The 18,962-nt window shown below is 70.6% G+C and carries 21 protein-coding genes, 1 tRNA gene and 1 pseudogene; 13 read left to right on the top strand and 10 right to left on the bottom strand.

Going from position 1 to position 18,962, the window contains the following annotated elements:
* From GH736_RS05315 to GH736_RS05305, 3 genes and pseudogenes are all read left to right on the top strand, one after another.
* Positions 1–458: pseudogene (locus GH736_RS05315) on the top strand (M20/M25/M40 family metallo-hydrolase); the annotation flags it as partial.
* Positions 459–622: 164 nt separating this feature from the next.
* Positions 623–1,216 (top strand): FMN reductase, encoded by a 594-nt coding sequence (gene msuE / locus GH736_RS05310; RefSeq protein WP_159600924.1) that lies wholly within the window; start codon positions 623–625, stop codon positions 1,214–1,216.
* A 263-nt stretch (positions 1,217–1,479) separates the two neighbouring features.
* A complete protein-coding gene (locus GH736_RS05305; protein ID WP_159600922.1) occupies positions 1,480–1,818 on the top strand; it encodes a DUF7882 family protein in 339 nt (112 codons plus the stop codon).
* 53 nt (positions 1,819–1,871) lie between these two features.
* Here the strand turns inward: GH736_RS05305 and GH736_RS05300 are convergent.
* The 3 genes from GH736_RS05300 to GH736_RS05290 all read right to left on the bottom strand — a co-directional run bounded on the left by GH736_RS05300 (position 1,872) and on the right by GH736_RS05290 (position 3,381).
* Positions 1,872–1,953 (bottom strand) — tRNA-Leu (locus tag GH736_RS05300).
* 124 nt (positions 1,954–2,077) lie between these two features.
* The gene (locus GH736_RS05295; protein WP_159600920.1) at positions 2,078–3,004 is read right to left on the bottom strand and encodes a permease prefix domain 1-containing protein; all 927 of its coding nucleotides are present in this window, start codon (positions 3,002–3,004) and stop codon (positions 2,078–2,080) included.
* On the bottom strand, positions 3,001–3,381 hold the full coding sequence (locus GH736_RS05290; RefSeq protein ID WP_159600918.1) for a PadR family transcriptional regulator: 381 nt from the start codon (positions 3,379–3,381) through the stop codon (positions 3,001–3,003). Before GH736_RS05290 ends, GH736_RS05295 begins: the two co-directional genes overlap by 4 nt.
* Before the next feature lie 127 nt (positions 3,382–3,508).
* On the opposite strand from GH736_RS05290, the gene GH736_RS05285 reads away from it, so the two are divergent.
* The 4 genes from GH736_RS05285 (at position 3,509) to GH736_RS05270 (ending at position 6,580) form a co-directional block, all read left to right on the top strand.
* Positions 3,509–4,219: an alpha/beta fold hydrolase gene (locus GH736_RS05285; RefSeq protein ID WP_159600916.1), complete on the top strand. Its 711-nt coding sequence runs from the start codon at positions 3,509–3,511 to the stop codon at positions 4,217–4,219.
* A 116-nt stretch (positions 4,220–4,335) separates the two neighbouring features.
* Positions 4,336–4,515: a hypothetical protein gene (locus GH736_RS05280; protein WP_159600914.1), complete on the top strand. Its 180-nt coding sequence runs from the start codon at positions 4,336–4,338 to the stop codon at positions 4,513–4,515.
* A 109-nt stretch (positions 4,516–4,624) separates the two neighbouring features.
* A complete protein-coding gene (locus GH736_RS05275; RefSeq protein ID WP_159600912.1) occupies positions 4,625–5,212 on the top strand; it encodes a hypothetical protein in 588 nt (195 codons plus the stop codon).
* A 135-nt stretch (positions 5,213–5,347) separates the two neighbouring features.
* Positions 5,348–6,580: a CpaF family protein gene (locus GH736_RS05270; RefSeq protein WP_159600910.1), complete on the top strand. Its 1,233-nt coding sequence runs from the start codon at positions 5,348–5,350 to the stop codon at positions 6,578–6,580.
* Here GH736_RS05270 and GH736_RS05265 read toward each other — a convergent pair.
* Complete coding sequence (locus tag GH736_RS05265; protein WP_159600908.1) at positions 6,468–7,622, bottom strand: PD-(D/E)XK nuclease family protein; 1,155 nt, start codon at positions 7,620–7,622, stop codon at positions 6,468–6,470. The two genes, GH736_RS05270 and GH736_RS05265, sit on opposite strands and share 113 nt — an antisense overlap.
* Before the next feature lie 76 nt (positions 7,623–7,698).
* Entirely contained in the window at positions 7,699–8,325 is a 627-nt protein-coding gene (locus GH736_RS05260; RefSeq protein WP_159600906.1) for a TetR/AcrR family transcriptional regulator, read from the bottom strand.
* Between the two features lie 93 nt (positions 8,326–8,418).
* Here GH736_RS05260 and GH736_RS05255 point away from each other — a divergent pair, with 93 nt between their 5' ends.
* From GH736_RS05255 to GH736_RS05235, 5 genes are all read left to right on the top strand, one after another.
* The gene (locus tag GH736_RS05255) at positions 8,419–9,915 is read left to right on the top strand and encodes a S1C family serine protease (protein WP_159600904.1); all 1,497 of its coding nucleotides are present in this window, start codon (positions 8,419–8,421) and stop codon (positions 9,913–9,915) included.
* 124 nt (positions 9,916–10,039) lie between these two features.
* Positions 10,040–11,095, top strand: coding sequence for a glycosyltransferase family 2 protein (locus tag GH736_RS05250; RefSeq protein ID WP_235933840.1), 1,056 nt, complete (start codon positions 10,040–10,042; stop codon positions 11,093–11,095).
* A 5-nt stretch (positions 11,096–11,100) separates the two neighbouring features.
* Positions 11,101–11,916 (top strand): CDP-alcohol phosphatidyltransferase family protein, encoded by an 816-nt coding sequence (locus GH736_RS05245; RefSeq protein ID WP_159600902.1) that lies wholly within the window; start codon positions 11,101–11,103, stop codon positions 11,914–11,916.
* 70 nt (positions 11,917–11,986) lie between these two features.
* On the top strand, positions 11,987–12,832 hold the full coding sequence (locus tag GH736_RS05240; protein ID WP_159600928.1) for a glycosyltransferase family 2 protein: 846 nt from the start codon (positions 11,987–11,989) through the stop codon (positions 12,830–12,832).
* Between the two features lie 30 nt (positions 12,833–12,862).
* Positions 12,863–14,158: a hypothetical protein gene (locus tag GH736_RS05235; protein WP_159600900.1), complete on the top strand. Its 1,296-nt coding sequence runs from the start codon at positions 12,863–12,865 to the stop codon at positions 14,156–14,158.
* On the opposite strand, the gene GH736_RS05230 is transcribed toward GH736_RS05235, so the two are convergent.
* From GH736_RS05230 to GH736_RS05220, 3 genes are all read right to left on the bottom strand, one after another.
* Complete coding sequence (locus GH736_RS05230) at positions 14,155–15,150, bottom strand: hypothetical protein (protein WP_159600898.1); 996 nt, start codon at positions 15,148–15,150, stop codon at positions 14,155–14,157. The genes GH736_RS05235 and GH736_RS05230 overlap by 4 nt on opposite strands.
* 100 nt (positions 15,151–15,250) lie before the next feature.
* Positions 15,251–16,024 carry an ABC transporter ATP-binding protein gene (locus GH736_RS05225; protein ID WP_159600896.1) on the bottom strand — a complete coding sequence of 258 codons (774 nt, stop codon included), beginning with the start codon at positions 16,022–16,024 and terminating at the stop codon, positions 15,251–15,253.
* The gene (locus tag GH736_RS05220; protein WP_159600894.1) at positions 16,024–16,821 is read right to left on the bottom strand and encodes an ABC transporter permease; all 798 of its coding nucleotides are present in this window, start codon (positions 16,819–16,821) and stop codon (positions 16,024–16,026) included. The genes GH736_RS05225 and GH736_RS05220 overlap by 1 nt, the downstream gene beginning before the upstream one ends.
* Before the next feature lie 84 nt (positions 16,822–16,905).
* Between GH736_RS05220 and GH736_RS05215 the strand changes: the two genes are divergently transcribed.
* Positions 16,906–17,457: an ECF transporter S component gene (locus GH736_RS05215; protein ID WP_159600892.1), complete on the top strand. Its 552-nt coding sequence runs from the start codon at positions 16,906–16,908 to the stop codon at positions 17,455–17,457.
* A 53-nt stretch (positions 17,458–17,510) separates the two neighbouring features.
* Here the strand turns inward: GH736_RS05215 and GH736_RS05210 are convergent, their stop codons facing one another.
* Both GH736_RS05210 and GH736_RS05205 read right to left on the bottom strand, forming a co-directional pair.
* On the bottom strand, positions 17,511–18,203 hold the full coding sequence (locus tag GH736_RS05210; RefSeq protein ID WP_159600890.1) for a phosphocholine cytidylyltransferase family protein: 693 nt from the start codon (positions 18,201–18,203) through the stop codon (positions 17,511–17,513).
* 10 nt (positions 18,204–18,213) lie between these two features.
* Entirely contained in the window at positions 18,214–18,855 is a 642-nt protein-coding gene (locus GH736_RS05205) for a hypothetical protein (protein WP_159600888.1), read from the bottom strand.
* Positions 18,856–18,962: the final 107 nt, after the last annotated feature.

Genomic DNA, 18,962 nt, shown 5'->3' with positions numbered 1-18,962 from the left:
AGCTTCGCACGTCCAGGGAGACGTCGAAGGGTGCTACCGACAACAAGGTCAGCGTGTACGTGGAAACCCCGACCGGGATCCGCCCCTACGAGACCCTCTCGGGCGGGCAGAAGTTCCGCGACGACCTGCAACGCGTCGTCGGCGACGACATCGAGCTCGAGGTCGCCCGGTGGATCCCGCCGATCGCCGCACCGCTCGACTCGCCGCTCCTCGGGGTCGCCCAGCGGGCGATCACGGCCGAGGACGACGGCGGGGTGGTCGTGCCCTACCTGCTGCCCGCCAGCACCGACAACAAGCACCTCGCCCGGCTCGGCATCGCCGGCTACGGCTTCGTGCCGCTGCGCGTGCCCGACGAGTTCGACGTCTTCGCGCAGTTCCACACGGCCGATGAGCACATCCCCGTCGACGCCCTGTACTTCTCGGCGCGCGTCACGCACCGACTCCTCCGCGACGCATGAGGACGCGCCAGGGCGGTCACGCGGCGACATCTGCGAGCCGCGGATGCCGCGTGCGCGGCGCCTTCCGTGACGCCCGGATACTTCGTGTGAAGGCCTGTTTCGTCGCCTTACCCCGCGCGTCCCGGGCGATTCCGGCGTCGCCCGCGGCGGGTTAGCGTCCCACCATGCCGAACATCTCCATCGTCGCCGTCTCCGGAAGCCTGCACTCGCCGTCGAAGACCACCGTGCTCGTACACGAGATCCTCGAGGGCTTCGCCACCGCACTCCGCTCGGGCGCGGGCAACGACCTCGAGGTCGAGACGCACCTCATCGAGCTCTCCGACATCGGGCGCGAGTTCTCGGGCGCGCTGAGCCGCGACGACCTCAGCCCGGTCGCCGAGGACGCGCTGCGCCGCATCGAGTCGGCCACCCTGCTCATCGTCGCCAGCCCCGTGTACCGGGCGTCATTCACGGGCCTGTTCAAGCACGTCTTCGACTTCGTCGGGCAGTACGCGCTCATCGACAAGCCGGTACTGCTCGCTGCGACCGGTGGCAGCGACCGGCACGCGCTCATCATCGAGCACCAGTTCCGCCCGCTGTTCTCCTTCTTCCAGGCGATCACCCTGCCGATCGGCGTGTACGCGAGCGACACCGACTTCGTCGACTACCGCATCGACTCGCAGGGCCTGCGCGACCGCATCGACCAGGCCATCGGCCGCGGCCTCCCGGTCGTGCGCTCGACGGTGCTGCCCGTGTCGGAGTACGTCGCGACCTGGTGACCAGGCGGAGGCGAGCGCTCCCTGGCTCGCCTGCGCTCGCCGGTCACGCCAGAGCCGGATGAGTCCGATGAACGGGAGTCGACGCGCACCGACATCACCGCGTCGACCATACGTCCCGGGATTCCCCCGTTCGGGGGGCAGGGGCGTAGCGTCGAGGATAGGTACTCGGTCCCGTCCTGGAGTTTCCCCAGACCTTGGTTCCGCCTCTCGCCTCCCGGTGCCCGCACCATGCAGGTTCAACCGTTCCGGCCCGGGAGGCACCGATGGGGTATTTCGTCTACGACAGCAGTCGCGAGATCGAGGTTGAGGACCGCGCGCTCGCGCATCTGCAGGTCGTGATCATCGACAAGCTGCGCCGGAGCGAGTCGTTCGCGGTCAACCTTCGGGACGGCAAATCTGTCGTGAGCATCTGGATCTCGCCGCGGTCAGCGGTTCAGTTCGTCTATTCCGGCAATCGACGGTCCACCCTGAACCGCGGGTGGCTCGAACGGCTCTCCGATGGCGTTGGCATGACCGGGACACTCAACCTGGTTCCTGAGCCAGCCGAGGACTGGGCCCCGCTGCCCGCCCCCGAGCGAGAGCGCGTCGACGTTGGTGCGTGATCAGACACGACGTCCGGGGGTCTGAGGACACGCTCCGGGCCGCCCCAGTCCAGTGCGGAAGGAGGGACTTGAACCCTCACGCCCGAAGGCACAGGAACCTAAATCCTGCGTGTCTGCCGATTTCACCACTCCCGCGAGTGCCCGATCAGTCTAGGCGCTGACCTGCGGGCGCCCCGGCTCGTGCCGACGACCACGGGCGCACCGCCCCGGTGGGGAGCGGTGCGCCCGTGGCATCCGTGTGCCGAGCGGATGCCGCGGCTCAGCCCTTCGACTTCGCGTCGGCGCCGAAGAGCATCCGTGCGAGCGTGATGAGCATCACGACGAACCCGGCGATGAGTGCGACGGGCGCCCACAGCCATCCGACGGTGAAGCCGAGCACGATGGCGACCACGAACGCCACGGTCCAGATGGCGGCGGTGTAGATGCCGAAGCGTGCGGCCGACGCCGGGTCCTCCTCGAAGCGGTTGCCGGTGCGCATCGAGCGCTGCTGCTCGACCATCCATGGCTTGTGCCGGTTGGTCTGCGTGGCGCCGAGGTAGCTCAGCACGCCGATCGCGGCGACCACGAGCAGCGCGCCGAGGATGATCCAGGCGAGGTCGAGGCGCGCGATCACCACGGCGGTGAACGCGAGGCCGGCGAGCAGCACGCCGGTCGAGGCGCCGAACCCGACCGCGCGGCCGGTGGGCAGCGGATGACTCGCGCTGGTCTCCTGGCGCAGCGCGTCGGCCGTGACCACGCCGAGGGCGACGCCGAACACCGCGCTGAGCGTCACGAGCACCGCGGTGCTGGTCGACAGCAAGTCGAACAGGCCGAGCACGAGCAGCGCGAGGGCCGCGGCGGCGACGATCGAGAGGACCACCGTGCGCACCACGAAGCCGGGCTTCGGCCGCACGCGGTTGCGCAGCGCAGCGGATGCCGCGGACTCGGTGCGCGCGGCCGCAGGCGTCTCGGCGGGGGAGTCGCCGTCGACGAGGGCGCGGATGTCGCCGAGCTCGGCGATCGCCCGGCGCGCGGCATCCGACGGCTCGATACCGGATGCCTCGAGCTCGGCGACGCGGAAGAGGAGGTTGTCGCGGATCTCCTCCTTCAGGTCCTGCGTCTCAGGGGTGACCTCGACGCCGGCGAACGCCTCGTCGAGGAGGCGGTGGATGTCGGTGCTGCGTCGGATGGGGTCGGTCGCGTTCATGCGCGGGAGCCTTTCAGTGCGGTGGGCGCGGTGCCCAGGAGGTCGTCGATGATGCCGCGCGTGGCGACCCAATTGGCCACGTTCGAGCGGAAGGCGGCGCGGCCCGCATCGGTGATGCGGTAGTACTTGCGGCGGCCGCCCTGGGACTCGTCGCCCCAGTAGGCCTCGGCCAGCCCGTCGCGCACGAGGCGGCGGTAGCTCGCGTAGAGCGTCGCCTCCTTGATCTCGTAGGCGCCGCCGGTGGCCTCGCGGATGGACTTGTAGATCTCGAAGCCGTAGCTGTCGTGTCGTCGCAGCACGCCGAGCACGATCGTGTCGGTGTGGCCGCGGAGCAGGTCGGCGGTGAACGCCTCGCTGTCGGCGATGTCTTGCATCATGTTGAGTACTGTATCAGATCAACTACCTGATGTGAACACCTGGCCTAGGGTGGGATCGGGCGCGGATCGCGGAGCCCCACGGCGTGCTCGAAGACGGTCGACGGCGACCGAGGACGGGAGTGACGACATGGCGACCGAACAGCAGGCCGGACGGGTCGTGATGGTGCACGGCGCCTACGCCGACGGATCAAGCTGGGCCGACGTCATCCCGCTGCTGCATCAGGCGGGAGTCGCGGTGATGTCGGTGCAGAACCCGCTGACCTCACTGGCCGATGATGCCGCGGCCACGCGACGCGCGCTCGACCTGCAGGACGGGCCGACGGTGCTCGTCGCCCACTCGTGGGCCGGCACCGTCATCAGTGAGGCGGGCGACCATCCGAACGTGACCGGACTCGTCTACGTGGCGGCGCGGGCGCCTGATGCAGGTGAGGACTACGCCGCGCTCGCGGGGAGGTACCCCAAGGCGCCGGCCTCGGCCGGGCTCACGTTCACCGACGGCTTCGGCCGACTCAACGAGGCGACCTTCCTCGCGCACTTCGCCAACGGCGTGCCCGAGGAGCGCGCGCGGGTGCTCTATGCCGCCCAGGGCCCCATCGCCGAGACGCTCTTCGCGTCGCGCACGACGGCGGCGGCGTGGCGCACCCGACCGTGCTGGTACGCCGTCTCGAAGCAGGACCACACCATCGCCCCCGACCTCGAGCGGTTCCTCGCGGACCGCATGGGCGCCACGACCATCGAGGTCGACGCCGGCCACCTCTCGATGATCACGCACCCGCGGGTCATCGCCGACCTCGTCCTCGAGGCGATCCGGGCGACGGCAGAGCGGCCAACGGCCTAGCGATTCTCGCGCGCTGATGTGGCGGCGGCATCCTCGGCGACGGCGGGGGACGTCTTCCCTTGCCGTGCCTGCATCGCGGGCGTACCCTGCGCACCAACGGATGGGGAGGACGCGCCATGGACGTGCTGTCTTGGATCATCGTGGGCGCGATCATCGTCGTCGCCGTGGCCGGCGTGGTGCTGTGGCGGAAGTTCGGGCCCGGGCTTCCTGTCGACAAGCTCGACCGGGACGGTGCCGAAGAGGTACGCAGGGCGAACGAAGCCGCGCAGGTCTCGAAGTACCGCGACCGACCCTAGCTGGGGAGGGTGGCGAGTTGAACTTGGGGTGCCCGCGCCGAGGCGGCGCGAGTAACCTTCGGGCAGCGAGAGATCCTCACTTCTGGGCACGCGAGACAGGGAACCCGACATGAACCGCTCAACGCTGATCGGAGGGGTCGCCGCCGGCCTCCTGTTGACGACGACGCTCGCATCACCGGCATATGCCGAGCCGGTGCAGATCATCCCCTGGGAGGACTCCTTCGAGACCGTGCACGCGGTCGGCGAAGAGGAGTGGTGCGATCCCGAGGTCGTCGACTTCGAGGTCGCCGAGAGCTGGACAGGGAGTGGCATCGACCGCATCACCACGGAGAAGGACGGCATCCTGCGCTTCGCAAGCGTGTACAAGTCGGTCGCCACGTACACGGCGAATGGGAAGAGCTTCGTGGTCGAAGCACAGGGCAACGGCCGCGATCACAAGATCGTCGACAATGGCGATGGAACGCTCACCATCTGGGTCAAGGACACGTTCAAGTCGACGGTCTGGCTCGATGGGGAGTTCCTGTTCCACGACTCGGGGATCAACTCGGGCGCGATCCTCGTCGATTACAACGGCACGTTGTCGAATCCCGATGACGACGTGTTCCTCGGCGTCGCCGAGGACTTCGTGGCGCACGGCCGTATCGACACCCTCGATCGTGATTTCTGCGAGGACATCGCCCTCTACTTGGGCGACTGAGGCTGCGACGGCGAACCGCACGGTGTCGTCGTCGAGCATGAGATCCATCCCTTCACGTTCGTGCATCAGCCTTCCTGCGTCGCGCGTTGTGGATAAGTTCGCGGTGCGTCGTCCGCCGCCCCGCATCATGGACGCATGACCGACCCCGTGCGCACCATCGCCGACCGCGTGCGCACCAGGGTCCTCCGCGAGGGCGTCGACCTCGCCACCGACGGCAGCGTCGCGGCGCGCTACGCGAACGAGGAGGTGCGCCGCTACAGCGAGCGGGCGCTCGCTGGCGCGCACGCGCAGCTGGGCGACGAGGCCGGCACCGCCCGCGAGGTCGTGGCCTCGATCACCGGCTACGGGCCGCTGCAGCCGTTCTTCGACGACCCGACGGTCGAGGAGATCTGGATCAACGCGCCAACCCGCGTGTTCGTCGCGCGAGACGGCGTCGCCGAGCTGACGACGCTGGTGCTGTCCGACCGCGAGGTGCGCGAGCTCGTCGAGCGGATGCTGCAGCACTCGGGCCGGCGCGTCGACCTGTCGTCGCCCTTCGTCGACGCGTCCCTGCCCGACGGTTCGCGCCTGCACGTCGCGATCCCAGACGTCGCGCGCGCCCACTGGGCGGTGAACATCCGCAAGTTCCGGCGCAGCATCCGCTCGCTCGCGCAGCTGGTGGAGCTCGGCGCACTGCCCCTCGAAGCCGCCGAGTTCCTGCGCATGAACGTGCTCGCGGGCGCCAACATCCTCGTGTCGGGGGCAACGCACACCGGCAAGACCACGCTGCTCAACGCCCTCATGTCGGCGGCACGCATGGGCGATCGGGTTGTCACCGTCGAGGAGACGTTCGAGCTCGACCTCGACGTGCGCGACCTCGTGTCGATGCAGTGCCGTCAGCCCAACCTCGAGGGCACGGGTGAGATCACGCTGCGACGGCTCATCAAGGAGGCCTTGCGCATGCGGCCCGACCGGCTCGTGGTCGGCGAGGTGCGCGAGGCCGAGAGCCTCGACCTGCTCATCGCGCTCAACTCGGGGCTTCCCGGCATGTGCACGATCCACGCGAACTCCGCCCGCGACGCCCTCGTGAAGCTGTGCACGCTGCCGCTCCTCGCGGGGCGCAACATCGACTCGTCGTTCGTGGTTCCCACGGTCGCGAGCTGCATCGACCTCGTGGTGCACCTCGGCATCGACCGCGACGGCGTGCGGCGCGTGCTCGAGATCACCGCTCCCACCGGCACGACGACGGATGCCGCGGTCGACGCCGACCCCATCTTCACCCGGCGCGGCGGCGACCTCGTGCCCACCGGCGCCCGTCCGGCTCGTCTCGAGAAGTTCGCCGCCGCCGGCCTCGATCCCGAGCTGGTGCTGAGCGGAACCACGCGATGAGCCTCATCCTCGGCGGGCTGCTCGGTCTGGGAGTCCTGCTCGTGGTCTCGCCGTTGCTCTGGCCCGCCCGCCGGCGCGGCGACGACGCCTCGTCGTGGGCGCTCCGCGGCATCCACGATGACCTCGCGCTCGCCGGGCTCGGCGGCGTACCGCTGGCGGCCGTCGCCTCGGCCTCGAGCTGCAGGCGCGCCTGGATGCGGAGGTTCTCGAGCGTCGCGTCGAGGATGCCGGGCACGGGGCCGTCGGATGCCGCGAGCGCGTCGATCGTGGTGATGCCGGCGTCGAACAGGGCGACGCGCTGGGTGACGCGCAGGCTCGCGACGAGGAGCACGTCGCGGTGCGCCTGCACCTCGAGGTCGCAGGTGGGGCAGCGCCCGTCGAGCGTGTAGCGCGGATCGCCCCACTCGACGGGACCGTCGGCCGCGCGACGATCGTCGACGATCTGCGCGAGGCGTGCACGGCGCAGGCGGTAGACGGGCTCGATGTCGTCGAGCCGGTGCACGCTCGTGGTGCCGTCGCCGAGGAGGAGCTCGACGGTGTCGGCGCAGGGCACGCCGAGGCGCTCGAGCTGCTCGGCATAGGCCGCGAGCTGCAGGAGCGCGGTGACGCGGGCGCGACGCGCGAGCTTGGAGTCTTGAACGAGGTAGCGGCCGTCGGGCTGGCGGACGATGAAGTCGGCGAAGCCGATGAATCCGTCGTCGACGAAGGTCGCCTGGAACACCACCGGCGCGCCCGCGGCGAATGCGTCGCGGGTCTGCGCGACGGCCGCCGCGACGGCATCGGGGTCGCGCAGGTCGGGCCGCTCGATCTCGACGACGCCGTCGCCGAGGTGCTCGCGATACGCCTCGAGCACGCGCAGCTCGTGCGCGTCGCCCATGCGGCCGGCGCGTTCGAGCATGGCGTCGGCGACGGGCTCGAAGAGGGTGTCGCGGCCGAGCTTCACGTCGAGCTCGCGTAGGAATGCGAACTCGCACTCCGACGCCTTCTTGAGGTCGCTCGCGCTCGTCACGACGGTGCCGTCGACCACGTACATTTGCGGCATCCCTTCGTCGTCCCGGTGTTCACCGTAACCCCCGCCGCCGACATCAGCGCCGGCCGTGCGCGGCGCCGCGCACGCCTCAGCGGGTGGCGAGCGCCCCCCGGCCCAGCCCGAGCATCCCCTCGACGGCGTGCCCGATGCGCGAGCCGCGGTCGCCGGCGTCCTCCCAGCGCACGAGCGCGTGCGCGTTGAGGCCGTCGATCATTCCGAGCAGCTGCCAGGCGACGGATGCCGCGTCATCCGTCTCGAACTCGCCGGCCGCGATGCCCGCCTCGACGATGCCCTGCACGAAGGTGCGCCACGCGTCCATCTCGTCGCGGACGCGGGCGGCGAGGGCCTCGTTGCGCCGGCCGAGCGCCCACGCCTCCACCCACACCACGGTGACGTCGTCGCGGCTGCCGTCGAGCAGCGTGTCGAGGAGCACGGCGAGACGTTCGCTGGGCGACGGAAGCGGCTCGACGAGCTCCTCGACCTCCTCGAGCTCGGCCGACACGATCACCCCGAACGTCGACGCGACGAGCGCGTGCATGTCGGGCTGATAGTGCGCCACGAGGGCCGGGGCGACGTCGATGCGGGCGGCGACGCCCCGCAGGGTGACGGCGTAGAGGCCGTGCTCGAGGGCGACGTCGCGTGCGGCATCCGCGATCTCGGCGGAGCGCTCTGCCGGCGACTTGCGGGCGGCCTTCTTGCGGGGGGCTCTTGACATCGTGACCTCAGTGTAGGTAACGTCGCTGCAACTTATTGATCGTGTGATCAATAGTAGGCCGAGTCCCCGGCCGTGTCGAGAGAGTCCCCCATCATGCGCAACGAAGCCATCGATACCGCCACCGCGGCTCCCGCTGCCACCCCCGCCGCCCCCGCGGCTCCCGCCGCCACGCAGACGCAGCCGACCGCTCCGACCCAGCCCGTCTCCGGCCAGGTCCCGCCGGCCTTCGGCGGACCGCGCCCCGGTGAGACCCAGCCCACCACCCCCGTGGCCGGCGTTCCCCCGTACGGCACGCAGCCGGGTCACCCGGCCGTCGCCGGCCAGCCCGCGCCGAAGCAGCGCCGGGTCGGCCTTGGCGTCGCCGCGGCGATCGTCGCCGCAGCCCTCATCGGCGGCGCCTCGGGTGCCGGCATCAACGCCCTCATCGCGGGCAACGACGCGCCCGCATCGTCCGAGAGCGCCGGCAGCGCCCAGAACATCGTCGTCAACGACACCGATTCGGTGAACCAGATCACGGCGGTCGCCGCGAAGGCGAGCCCCAGCGTCGTGACGATCTCGGTCACCGGCGGCCAGGCCGGCGGCACCGGTTCGGGCATCATCCTCTCGGAGGACGGCTACGTCCTCACCAACACCCACGTGGTGACGCTCGACGGCGCGACCGGCGACCCGACCATCCAGGTGAAGACGAACGACGGCCACCTCTACGACGCCGAGCTCGTGGGCACCGACCCGCTCTCCGACCTCGCGGTCATCAAGCTGGTGGATGCCTCGGGCCTCACGCCGCTCGACTTCGCGGATTCCGACAAGCTGAACGTGGGCGACACCGCCATCGCGATCGGCGCGCCGCTCGGCCTGTCGGGCACCGTCACCAACGGCATCGTGAGCGCCCTGAACCGCTCGATCGACGTCGCGTCCTCGGCCGCGCCGGCGACGCCCGACGACTCGACCGAGGGCGACGGCGGCCAGGGCGACAGCGGCCAGGGCGACAGCGGCGACGGCTCCGAGCAGAGCCCGTTCGACTTCTTCTTCGACCTGCCGAACCCCGACGGCTCGCAGCCCGAGGCACCGCAGGCGTCGGCGTCGGGCCAGGTGTCGCTCCCGGTCATCCAGACGGATGCCGCGATCAACCCCGGCAACTCCGGTGGTGCGCTCCTCAACTCCGAGGGCGAGCTCATCGGCGTCAACGTCGCCATCCTCTCGGCCGGCGGCTCGAGCGGCGAGGCCGGCAACATCGGCGTGGGCTTCGCGGTCCCGTCGAACCTGGCCGAGCGCATCGCCAAGGAGATCATCGACAACGGGGCGGCCACGCACGGCCTCCTCGGGGCGACGGTCACCTCGGCTGAGTCGGACGAGGCGAGCGACACGGTCGGCGCCCTCATCTCCGAGGTGAGCGCGGGCGGGGCGGCCGAGCAGGCCGGCCTGCAGTCGGGCGACGTCGTGACCGAGTTCAACGGCGTGCCGATCACCGACCAGACCGACCTCACCGCCCAGGTGCGTGCGCTGCCCGGCGGTGAGAAGGCGCAGGTCACCTTCACCCGCGACGGCGACTCCAAGACGGTCACCGTGACGCTCGGCACCTTCGAGGGCTGACCCCCAGCACGACCACGACGGCGGGGCCGGATCGACATCGATCCGGTCCCGCCGCCTGTGTGCTCGCACGGGCCTCACGGGGCCCGGCTGCTAGGCTCGATCGACTTCCGAGCGAGTGAGGAACATGCCCGAGCTGCCCCAACCGACGACCCCGTCGTCGCTCGTCGGCGTCTCGTATGTCATGCCGGTGCTCAACGACGCATCGCACGTGCGCGCGGCCGTCGAGTCGATCCTGTCTCAGGACTACGACGGCCCCGTCGAGGTGCTCATCGCGCTCGGTCCATCGATCGACGGCACCGGCGAGCTGGTGGCCGACCTCGCCACCCGTGACGCCCGCGTGCGCGTGCTCGAGAACGAGGTGGGGTCGACGCCCGCGGGCCTCAACATCGGCATCCGCGCGGCACGCTACCCCGTGGTCGTACGTGTGGACTCGCACTCGATGCTCCCCGTCGACTACGCCCGAGTGGCGGTCGGGGTGCTCGAGCGCACCGGCGCCGACAACGTCGGCGGCATCATGGACGCTCGAGGCGAGACCCCATTCGAGCAGGCAGTGGCGCTCGCGTACACGACGAAGGTCGGCCTCGGCGGCTCGGCGTTCCACGTCGGCGGGCATGAGGGTCCGGCCGAGACGGTGTACCTCGGCGTCTTCCGCCGCACCTCGCTCGAGCGGGTGGGGCTCTTCGACGAGACGATCAAGCGCGGGCAGGACTGGGAGCTCAACCGCCGCCTCCGTGAGACGGGCGGCACGGTGTGGTTCACACCGGCGCTCGCGGTCACCTACCGTCCGCGCTCCACGGTCGAGCGACTGGCCCGGCAGATGTTCTCCACCGGGCTCTGGCGCGGCGAGCTCGCACGCCGGTTCCCGTCGGCGAACGGCATCCGCTACTTCATCCCGCCCGTCATGGTGGTGGGCGTCGCCGTCGGGATCCTCCTCGGCGTCGCGGGCATCGTGCAGGCCGTCATGGGCGCGACGCTGTGGCTCCTGCTCGGATTCCTCGTGCCGGTCGTCTACCTGCTGTTCGTCATCGCCGCGACGCTCAGGTACGCGCGGCACCGCGGTGCGGCGGTGGCCGCCCGCTTTCTCGTAGTCTTGCCCTGCATACACGTCTCGTGGGGTGTGGGTTTCGTGCTCGGCTTCCTCTCGTTGACGAGCAACATCGCCAAGCACACGGGAAGGTGACGCGGATGTCACAAGCCGCCGGCCAGGCTCACGCCCGGCCCACGAGCATCGCCGAACTCCGCGCCGTCGCCCAGCCGCCCGAGGTGCGCGGCCGGCGCAACGCCGAGCACTGGACGGCCTCGCTCTACCTGCGGAACCTCTCGCCCTACCTCACGTGGTGGCTGCTGAAGACGTCGATCTCGGCGAACGGCGTCACCGGCCTCATGATCCTCGTCGGCTGGTCGACCGCAGCCGCGCTGCTGATCCCTGGCATCTGGGGCGCGCTCCTCGCGGTCGTGCTCGGGCAGCTGCAGATGCTGGTCGACTGCTGCGACGGCGAGGTGGCACGCTGGCGGCGCACGTCGTCGCCCGCCGGGGTCTTCCTCGACAAGGTGGGCCACTACACGACCGAGGCGCTCATCCCGCTCGCGCTCGGCATCCGCGCCGCCGCCTACCCGCTCGAGTTCCCCGCCGACTTCCTCTGGACCACGATCGGTGCCCTCCTCGCGCTCGTGATCGTGCTGAACAAGGCGCTCAACGACATGGTGCACGTCGCGCGGGCGAACGCCGGCCTGCCGAAGCTCACCGACACGCACGGCGAGACCGCGCCCCGGGGCGGCCTCGTCGCGAAGCTGCGCAAGGCGGCCCGCTTCCTGCCCTTCCACCGGCTCTACCACTCGGTCGAGCTCACGCTCATCGCCTTCGGCGCGGCGCTCGTCGGCCTGGTCCTCGGCCAGCCGGTCGTCGACCGGTGGGTCGTCGGGCTGCTGCTCCCGCTCGCGATCCTCTCCCTGGTCGGCCACTTCGTGGCGATCATGGCGTCGCGCCGTGTCCGTTCCTGACGCGCCGGTCGATCCGGGCGGCGCGCGAGGCGGCCCCGTCCCACCCCGGGTCGGCGTGGTGGTGCTCACCATGGGCATCCGTCCCGACGACCTGGCCCGCGGCATCCGGAGCGTCCTCGACCAGCGCGACGTCGTGGTCGACGTCGTCTGCGTCGGCAACGGGTGGGACCCGGCGACCGCCGAGCCTGCCCTGCCGGCGGGCGTGAAGACGCTGCACCTGCCCGAGAACCTCGGCATCCCCGCCGGGCGCAACCGCGGCGTGCCCCTGGTCGACGGCGACGTGCTGTTCTTCCTCGACGACGACGCGTTCCTGCCCGACCGCGGGTTCCTGGCCGCCGGATGCCGCATGCTGGCCCTCCGCCCCGAGGTCGGCCTCATCCAGCCCCGCGTCGTCGACCCCACGGGTCGCGTCTCGCCGCGCCGGTGGATCCCCCGCATCCGGAAGGGCGACGCGTCGCACTCGAGCCGGGTGTTCTCGTGCTGGGAGGGCGCGGTGCTGATGCCGCGAGCGGTCTTCGACGCGACCGGCGGCTGGGCCGATCCGTTCTTCTACGCCCATGAGGGCATCGAGCTCGCCTGGCGCGTGTGGGACGCCGGACGCGTCGCCTGGTATGCCGGCGACCTCGAGGCGGGGCATCCGGTCATCGACCCGGCCCGGCACGCGTACTACTACCGGCTCAACGCGAGGAACCGGGTGTGGCTCGCCCGCCGCAACCTGCCCCTCGTGCTCGTGCCGCTCTACGTCGGCTCGTGGACGGCGATCCAGGTCCTGCGATGGGCGCGGCAGCCGGCGGCCCTGAAGGCCTGGTTCGCGGGCTGGCGCGCGGGCTGGCGCGAGCATCCGGGGGAGCGGCGTCCGATGCGGTGGCGCACCGTCTGGCGGATGACTCTCGCCGGGCGCCCCCCGATCGTCTGACGCGCAGCCACCGCCCGCTACCCTTGGACGGTGGGATTGCGGAATGACACGCGGCGTGCCGTCAAGCTGGCCAGGGACATCATGTGGTCGCGGCGCGCCCAGCGCGAGCTGGTGACGAAGCTCGCCGAGCAGCCCCCGCTCGAGCCGCACCACTTCCGCATCGGCGTCTACTTCGCCGACGGGCGGGTGAACCTCTACCAGCTGCGGCAGTGGTACAAGCCGCTCCTCGAGTTGTCGAAGCGGCATCCGGTGCTCATCCTCAGCCGTGCCTCGGGCTCGGCGCTGGAACTGCTCGCGGAGTCGCCGCTGCCGGTGGCCTACGTGCGCCGCGTGGCGGACCTCGAGCAGGTGATCCAGGACCAGGACCTGCACGTGGTGTTCTACGTGAACCAGAACGCCAAGAACTTCCAGATGATGCGGTACGGGCGCCGCTGGCACGTGTTCATCAACCACGGCGAGTCCGACAAGATGTACATGACCACAAACCAGTTCAAGGCCTACGACTACGCCTTCATCGCTGGTGACGCAGCCCGGGCGCGGCTCGAGAAGGTGCTCTGGGACTACGACTTCGACAAGCGCGCCATTCCCATCGGGCGCCCGCAGGCCGACCACTACCTCGACGGCTCGCCGCTGCCGTACACGCCCGACGAGCGCGAGGTGGTGCTCTACGCGCCCACCTGGGAGGGCGATCGCGACGCCGCGGCCTACGGCTCGATCGCCTCGCACGGCGTCGACCTCGTGCGCGGGCTGCTCGCCACGGGTCGCCATCGCGTGATTTACCGCCCGCACCCGCGGTCGGGTGTGGTCGATCCCGCCTACGGTGCGGCGAACCGGGAGATCATCGCGGCGATCGCGGCGGCCAACGCGGCGGATCCAACGGCGCAGCACGTCTTCGACGACGGGCCGTCGCTCGGCTGGCAGCTCGCCGCCGCCGACGTCGCCATCGTCGACATCTCGGCGATGGTCTACGACCGCCTCGCGGCGGGCAAGCCCCTGCTCATCACGCGCCCGGCGAACCCCGAGGCGCAGATCGACACTGGCGGCTACCTGCAGGCCTGCGAATGGCTCCAGGTATCGGATCCCGCGGCCATGGTCGCCCGCGTCGACGAGGTCGCGCATGACGCCGACGCCCTCGAACGCCTCGGGGTGTGGGTGCAGCGCTATTTCGGCGACACCACGCCCGGCGTCACCACCGAGCGCTTCCACGCGGCCGTCGAGCACCTGATGCAGGAATGGGAGCGGTTCGCCGCGCTGCACGCCGACGACGAGGACGTCGAGGCCTTCGACGAGGACGACGAGGACGAGGCGGAGTCGCTCGGCGGCTAGCCCTCGACCTCGGGCGGCTTCGGATTCCGGCGCTTCCTGCGCGCCGCCCGCGACGCCGCCGCGCGGAGCCCGCGGCTCGTCTCCACCGCGAACCCGCCCAGGCTGGCGCCTGCACGCGTCAGCCGGGAGGTCGCCGCCGTGAGGACGCCGTCCCCCTCGCGGGGCTCGAGCTCGAGGGGCAGCGTCGTCGGCGGCGTGCCGAAGGCGAGGCGGGACTGCTGCAGCACCCGGCGCCCGAGGATGTGGTTGCCCGTGCCGCCGATGGCCGCGCCGATGCCGAAGGGGATGGCCTTGCCGATGATGCCGGCACCGCCGCGCACCGCGAACTGGCGCACGAACACGTGCCGCAGGCGATCGACGACGGTGCCCATGACCGCCTTCGGCATGGTGTTCGTGATGAGCTCGCCCCAGTAGGCGTTGCGGCCGATCCCGCCGCCGGTGGCCTGCCCCGCGAACTGGCGCACGAGGTCGACGCCCTCGCGCCCGAGCATGAGGGTCATCACGAGTGCGCGCGCACGCTCGGGGTTCTCGATGGCGATGCCGTGCACCTCGGCGACCGACTGGGCGAACAGGGCGGTCGCCTCGAGGAACCCGGCCGTCTCGACACCCGAGAGCACGAGCGTCACTCCGGTGCCGATGCCGGGGATGACCGCGGTCGCGCCGACGGCGGCGCCGCCCGTCGTGACGGCGGTGAGGTAGCGGCGCTCGAGGATGCGCACGATCTGGTCGGGCGAGGCGTTCGGCACTCGTCGGCGGATGCTGCGCAGGTGCGCCACGACGACGGGTCGCTGGATCGACAGCACCGCGTCGATGCCGCGCTCCATGCCGTGCGCGCGACCGTCGTCGTGGGCTGCACCGGCCGCGCCGCCCGCGCCGGACGCCTGGGACGGTCCGCCGCCCGCGGCCTGCCCGGCGGTCGGCGACTCGGACGGCTGACCTTCGCGGGGCGCGTCCCCGCTCAACGAGGTGATCCTGTGCACGCGTTCGGCCATGACGCCGATCCTAGATGCGGCGGCCGGGAGGTCGCCCGAAACGCGGAGGGCTCGCGCGGCGTGGCCCCGATGCGGTATGCGAGCGCGGTCGGAGCCGCCGCTACGCGGTGCCGTGCTCCGCGTTGTAGCGGTCGAGCACCTCGTCGATGCCGGCGTCGAGCACGAGCGCGCCCTTGTCGAGGTAGAGCCCGCGCGTGCAGAACCGGCGCAGGTCGCGCTCGTTGTGCGAGACGAAGAACAGGGTGCGACCGCCCTCGAGGAGCTCCTCGATGCGGCGGTAGCACTTCTCCCGGAACGCCTTGTCGCCCACGGCGAGGACCTCGTCGACGAGCAGGATCGGCTCCTCGAGCTGCGAGATGACGGCGAAGGCGATGCGCACCTTCATGCCGCTCGACAGGTGCTTGTAGGGAGTGTCGAGGAAGTCGCCGATGTCGGCGAAGTCGATGATCTCCTCGAACTTCGCGTCGATCTGGGCGCGCGTCATGCCGTGCAGCCCAGCGGTGAGGTAGACGTTGTCGCGGACCGTGAGGTCGTCGACGAAGCCGCCGGTGATCTCGATGAGCGGCGCTACGCCGCCTGTGACCTCGACGGTGCCCTCGTCGGCGATCATCACGCCGGCCACGAGCTTCAGCAGCGTGGACTTGCCCTGGCCGTTGCGGCCCACCACGCCGATCGCCTCGCCGGGGCGCACATCGATCGACACGTCGCGGAGCGCCCAGAACTCGCCGGGCCGGGTGCGACGGCGGCGTCCGGCGAAGAGGTCCTTGAAGCTGCGGCGACCGCGCCGGTTGCGACGGAACCTGACCCCGAGGCCGCGCACGCGGATGGCGTGCGTCTCGGTTGCGGCGAGGGCCGCCGCTGCGGCATCCGTCATCAGATCTCCTTCAGCACCTGGCGCACGCTGCCGCGGAAGACGAGGAGCCCGATCGCGAGGATGGCGATGGACATGACTGCGGCGATCGCGACGTTGAACCAGTCGAGCTCGTCGGGGAAGAACCCCGAGCGGTAGAGGCCGAAGATGCCCGTGAGCGGGTTGAACGCCGCCCACAGGTGCAGCTCGGGCGGCAGGTTCGTGACGCCGTAGATGATGGGGGACGCATAGAAGAGGAAGCGGAGGATGAGCTTCACGGCGCGCTCGAGGTCGCGGAAGAACACCACGAGCGGCGCCACGATGAGCGCCACGCCCGCCGTCAGGATCGCCTGGAGCGCGATGGCGAGCGGGAACAGCACGAGCTGCCAGCCGACCTGGGCGCCGAAGACGATCGCGAACAGCGCGAGCACCGGCAGCGCCAGCAGGAACTCGATGCCCTTCGAGAGCACGATGCGGTTCACCCAGATGGTGCGCGGGATCATCGTGGAGCGCACGAGCTTCGCGTCCTTGAGGAACGCGCGCGTCGAGTCCGACACGGCGCCGTTGAACCACATCCACGGCAGGAGCGCCGAGAGCAGGAACACGATGTAGGGCTCCGTGCCGACGGGGCGCTGGAACACCTGCGTGAAGACGAACCAGTAGATGCCGGCCATGACGAGCGGGTCGAGCACCGACCACACGTAGCCGAGGGCGGACGTCGAGTAGCGCACCTTGAGGTCGCGGGTGGTGAGCAGCCAGAGCGAGTGCCGGTACCGCGCCATCGGCGTCCGCTGCAGCGGATGCGTGTCGGCGTAGCTCATCACGCTCTCATCGTAGATGCCGGGCGGCGGTAGGTTTGAACCCGGGCCGACGGCGCGTGCCGCGCCCATCCCGGAAGGAGCGCCGTGCACCGCACGAGTACCCGCGTCCTCTTGAGCTGCGCCGCGATCGGCGTGGCCGGGGGCCTCGTGGCCGGGGCATCCGGCTACCTCGCGGCGGCGTTCGCGGCGTTCGGCCCGCTGCTCTACGGACTGACCGTCGGCGTGCACTTCCTGCCGAGCGTCGTCGCCCTCGCGCTGCTGAAGCGGCCCGGCACGGCCGTGCTCGCCGGCGTGATCGCGGGCCTCGTGGGCACCGCGTTCGCCCCGTGGTGGATCGGGCGCTACCTCGGCACCGGCCTGCTCGTGGGCGCGCTCATCGAGCTGCCGTTCCTCGTCACGCGCTACAAGCGGTGGGACGCCTGGATGTTCTACGTCTCGGCGGCGTTCGCGGGCCTCGTGCTGGCAGCGGCCGTGTTCATCGGCCTCGGCGCCGAGCACTACGCGTGGTGGGCGTGGGCGATCGCGCTGCCGCTGTGGGTGCTGAGCCCCGTGCTGTTCACCTGGGTGGGCCGGGTCATCGCGGCGCGGCTCGCGAAGGCGGGCGTGGCGCAGTCGGTCTCACCGGCCGACCGCTGAGATGCGAAGAGCGGATGCCGCGTGGCATCCGCTCTCCACTGCTGTGGTGCTGATCACACGAAGTGGTTCGCACGCTCCAGGTCTTCGGCGAAGTCGATCTCGACCGCGTAGAGGTCGGAGATGTCCATCGGCTCGACGAGCATTCCGCTCTGCTCGATCGCGAGCTCGATGCCGCGCTCGAAGTAGTCCTGGTCGCCGACGCGGGCGAGGTGCCCGAGCAGGGCGGCCTTGTCGCGGCTCGACACGTAGTTGATGCCGACCGCCTCGCCGAGGCCGCCGCGCACCGTCTTGGAGAGCTCCTTGATGTAGCCCTCTGCGGTGGTCGTGTACTTGACCTCCTCGTCGGACACCTTGTCGGTGTTGACGGTGACGAACGACTGGTCGCGCGCGATGAACGGCAGGGCCCGGTCGAGGATGCGCGGGTCGAAGACGACGTCGCCGTTCATCCACAGCACGCCGCCGGCGTGCGACGCGGAGAGGGCGCGCATGAGGCTCTTCGAGGTGTTCGTCTGGTCGTACTCCTCGTTGTAGACGAAGGAGGCCTGCGGGAACGCCTCGATGATGTGCTCGAGCTTGTAGCCGACGACGATCGTCACGTCGGCGCCTGCGCCGAACGCGTGCTCGATGTTGTCGAACTGCTGCCGCATGATGGTGCGGCCGTCGCTGAGCTCGGTCAGGGGCTTGGGGAGGGAACGCCCGAGCCGGCTGCCCATGCCGGCCGCGAGAATCACGATCTGGGTGGTCACTGCATCTCCTTCAATGATCGGATGCCACGGGCGCTCGTTGCCGAGCGTTCCCCCCACGTTCATCCGGAAGTTCGAATGTGGACACGCCGTTATGCCGGGTCTCAGGATATCCGCTCGGCGCCTGCCGCGCCGACCCCTTGACATGGTCGTAGCGGGATCGTGATGCAGAGCACAGGCGATGCACAGGTTCGCTGCGGGTCACGGGCGTGACGTCGCGACTGGGTTCGCGGGGCGGTGATTGGTAGGTTTGCGTGGTGACTTCCGTTTCGCGCTCCGACCAGAACGACGAACAACCCGAAGGCACCGGCACCGAGGTGTCTGCCGATGGGGGGTCGTCGGCTGCGCCGCGGGCGTCGCGGGGCACGACGAGCGCACGCGCTGCGGCCCGGAGCGCCGCCGCAGCGAAGGATTCCGACGGCCCTTCCAAGCCTGCGGCCAAGCCCCGTTCCACTCGCTCGGCTGCGGCGAAGTCGACCGCCGCCACGTCGACGGCGGCCAAGTCCGCTGCGAAGACCACCGCGGCCAGGACGACCGCGGCGAAGACGACGGCGGCCACGTCGACGGCCGCGAAGTCGACGGCGGCGAAGACCGCAGCCGGCAGGTCCACCGCCGCGAAGTCGACCGCCTCGACGAGCGCGGCGCCGAAGAGCATCCGTGCGAGCGTGATGAGCATCACGACGAACCCGGCGATGAGTGCGACGGGCGCCCACAGCCATCCGACGGTGAAGCCGAGCACGATGGCGACCACGAACGCCACGG

The sequence above is a fragment of the Agromyces humi genome (genome assembly GCF_009720255.1).
Classification (GTDB): domain Bacteria; phylum Actinomycetota; class Actinomycetes; order Actinomycetales; family Microbacteriaceae; genus Agromyces; species Agromyces humi.
This window is presented reverse-complemented; position numbering and strand designations above follow the sequence as displayed.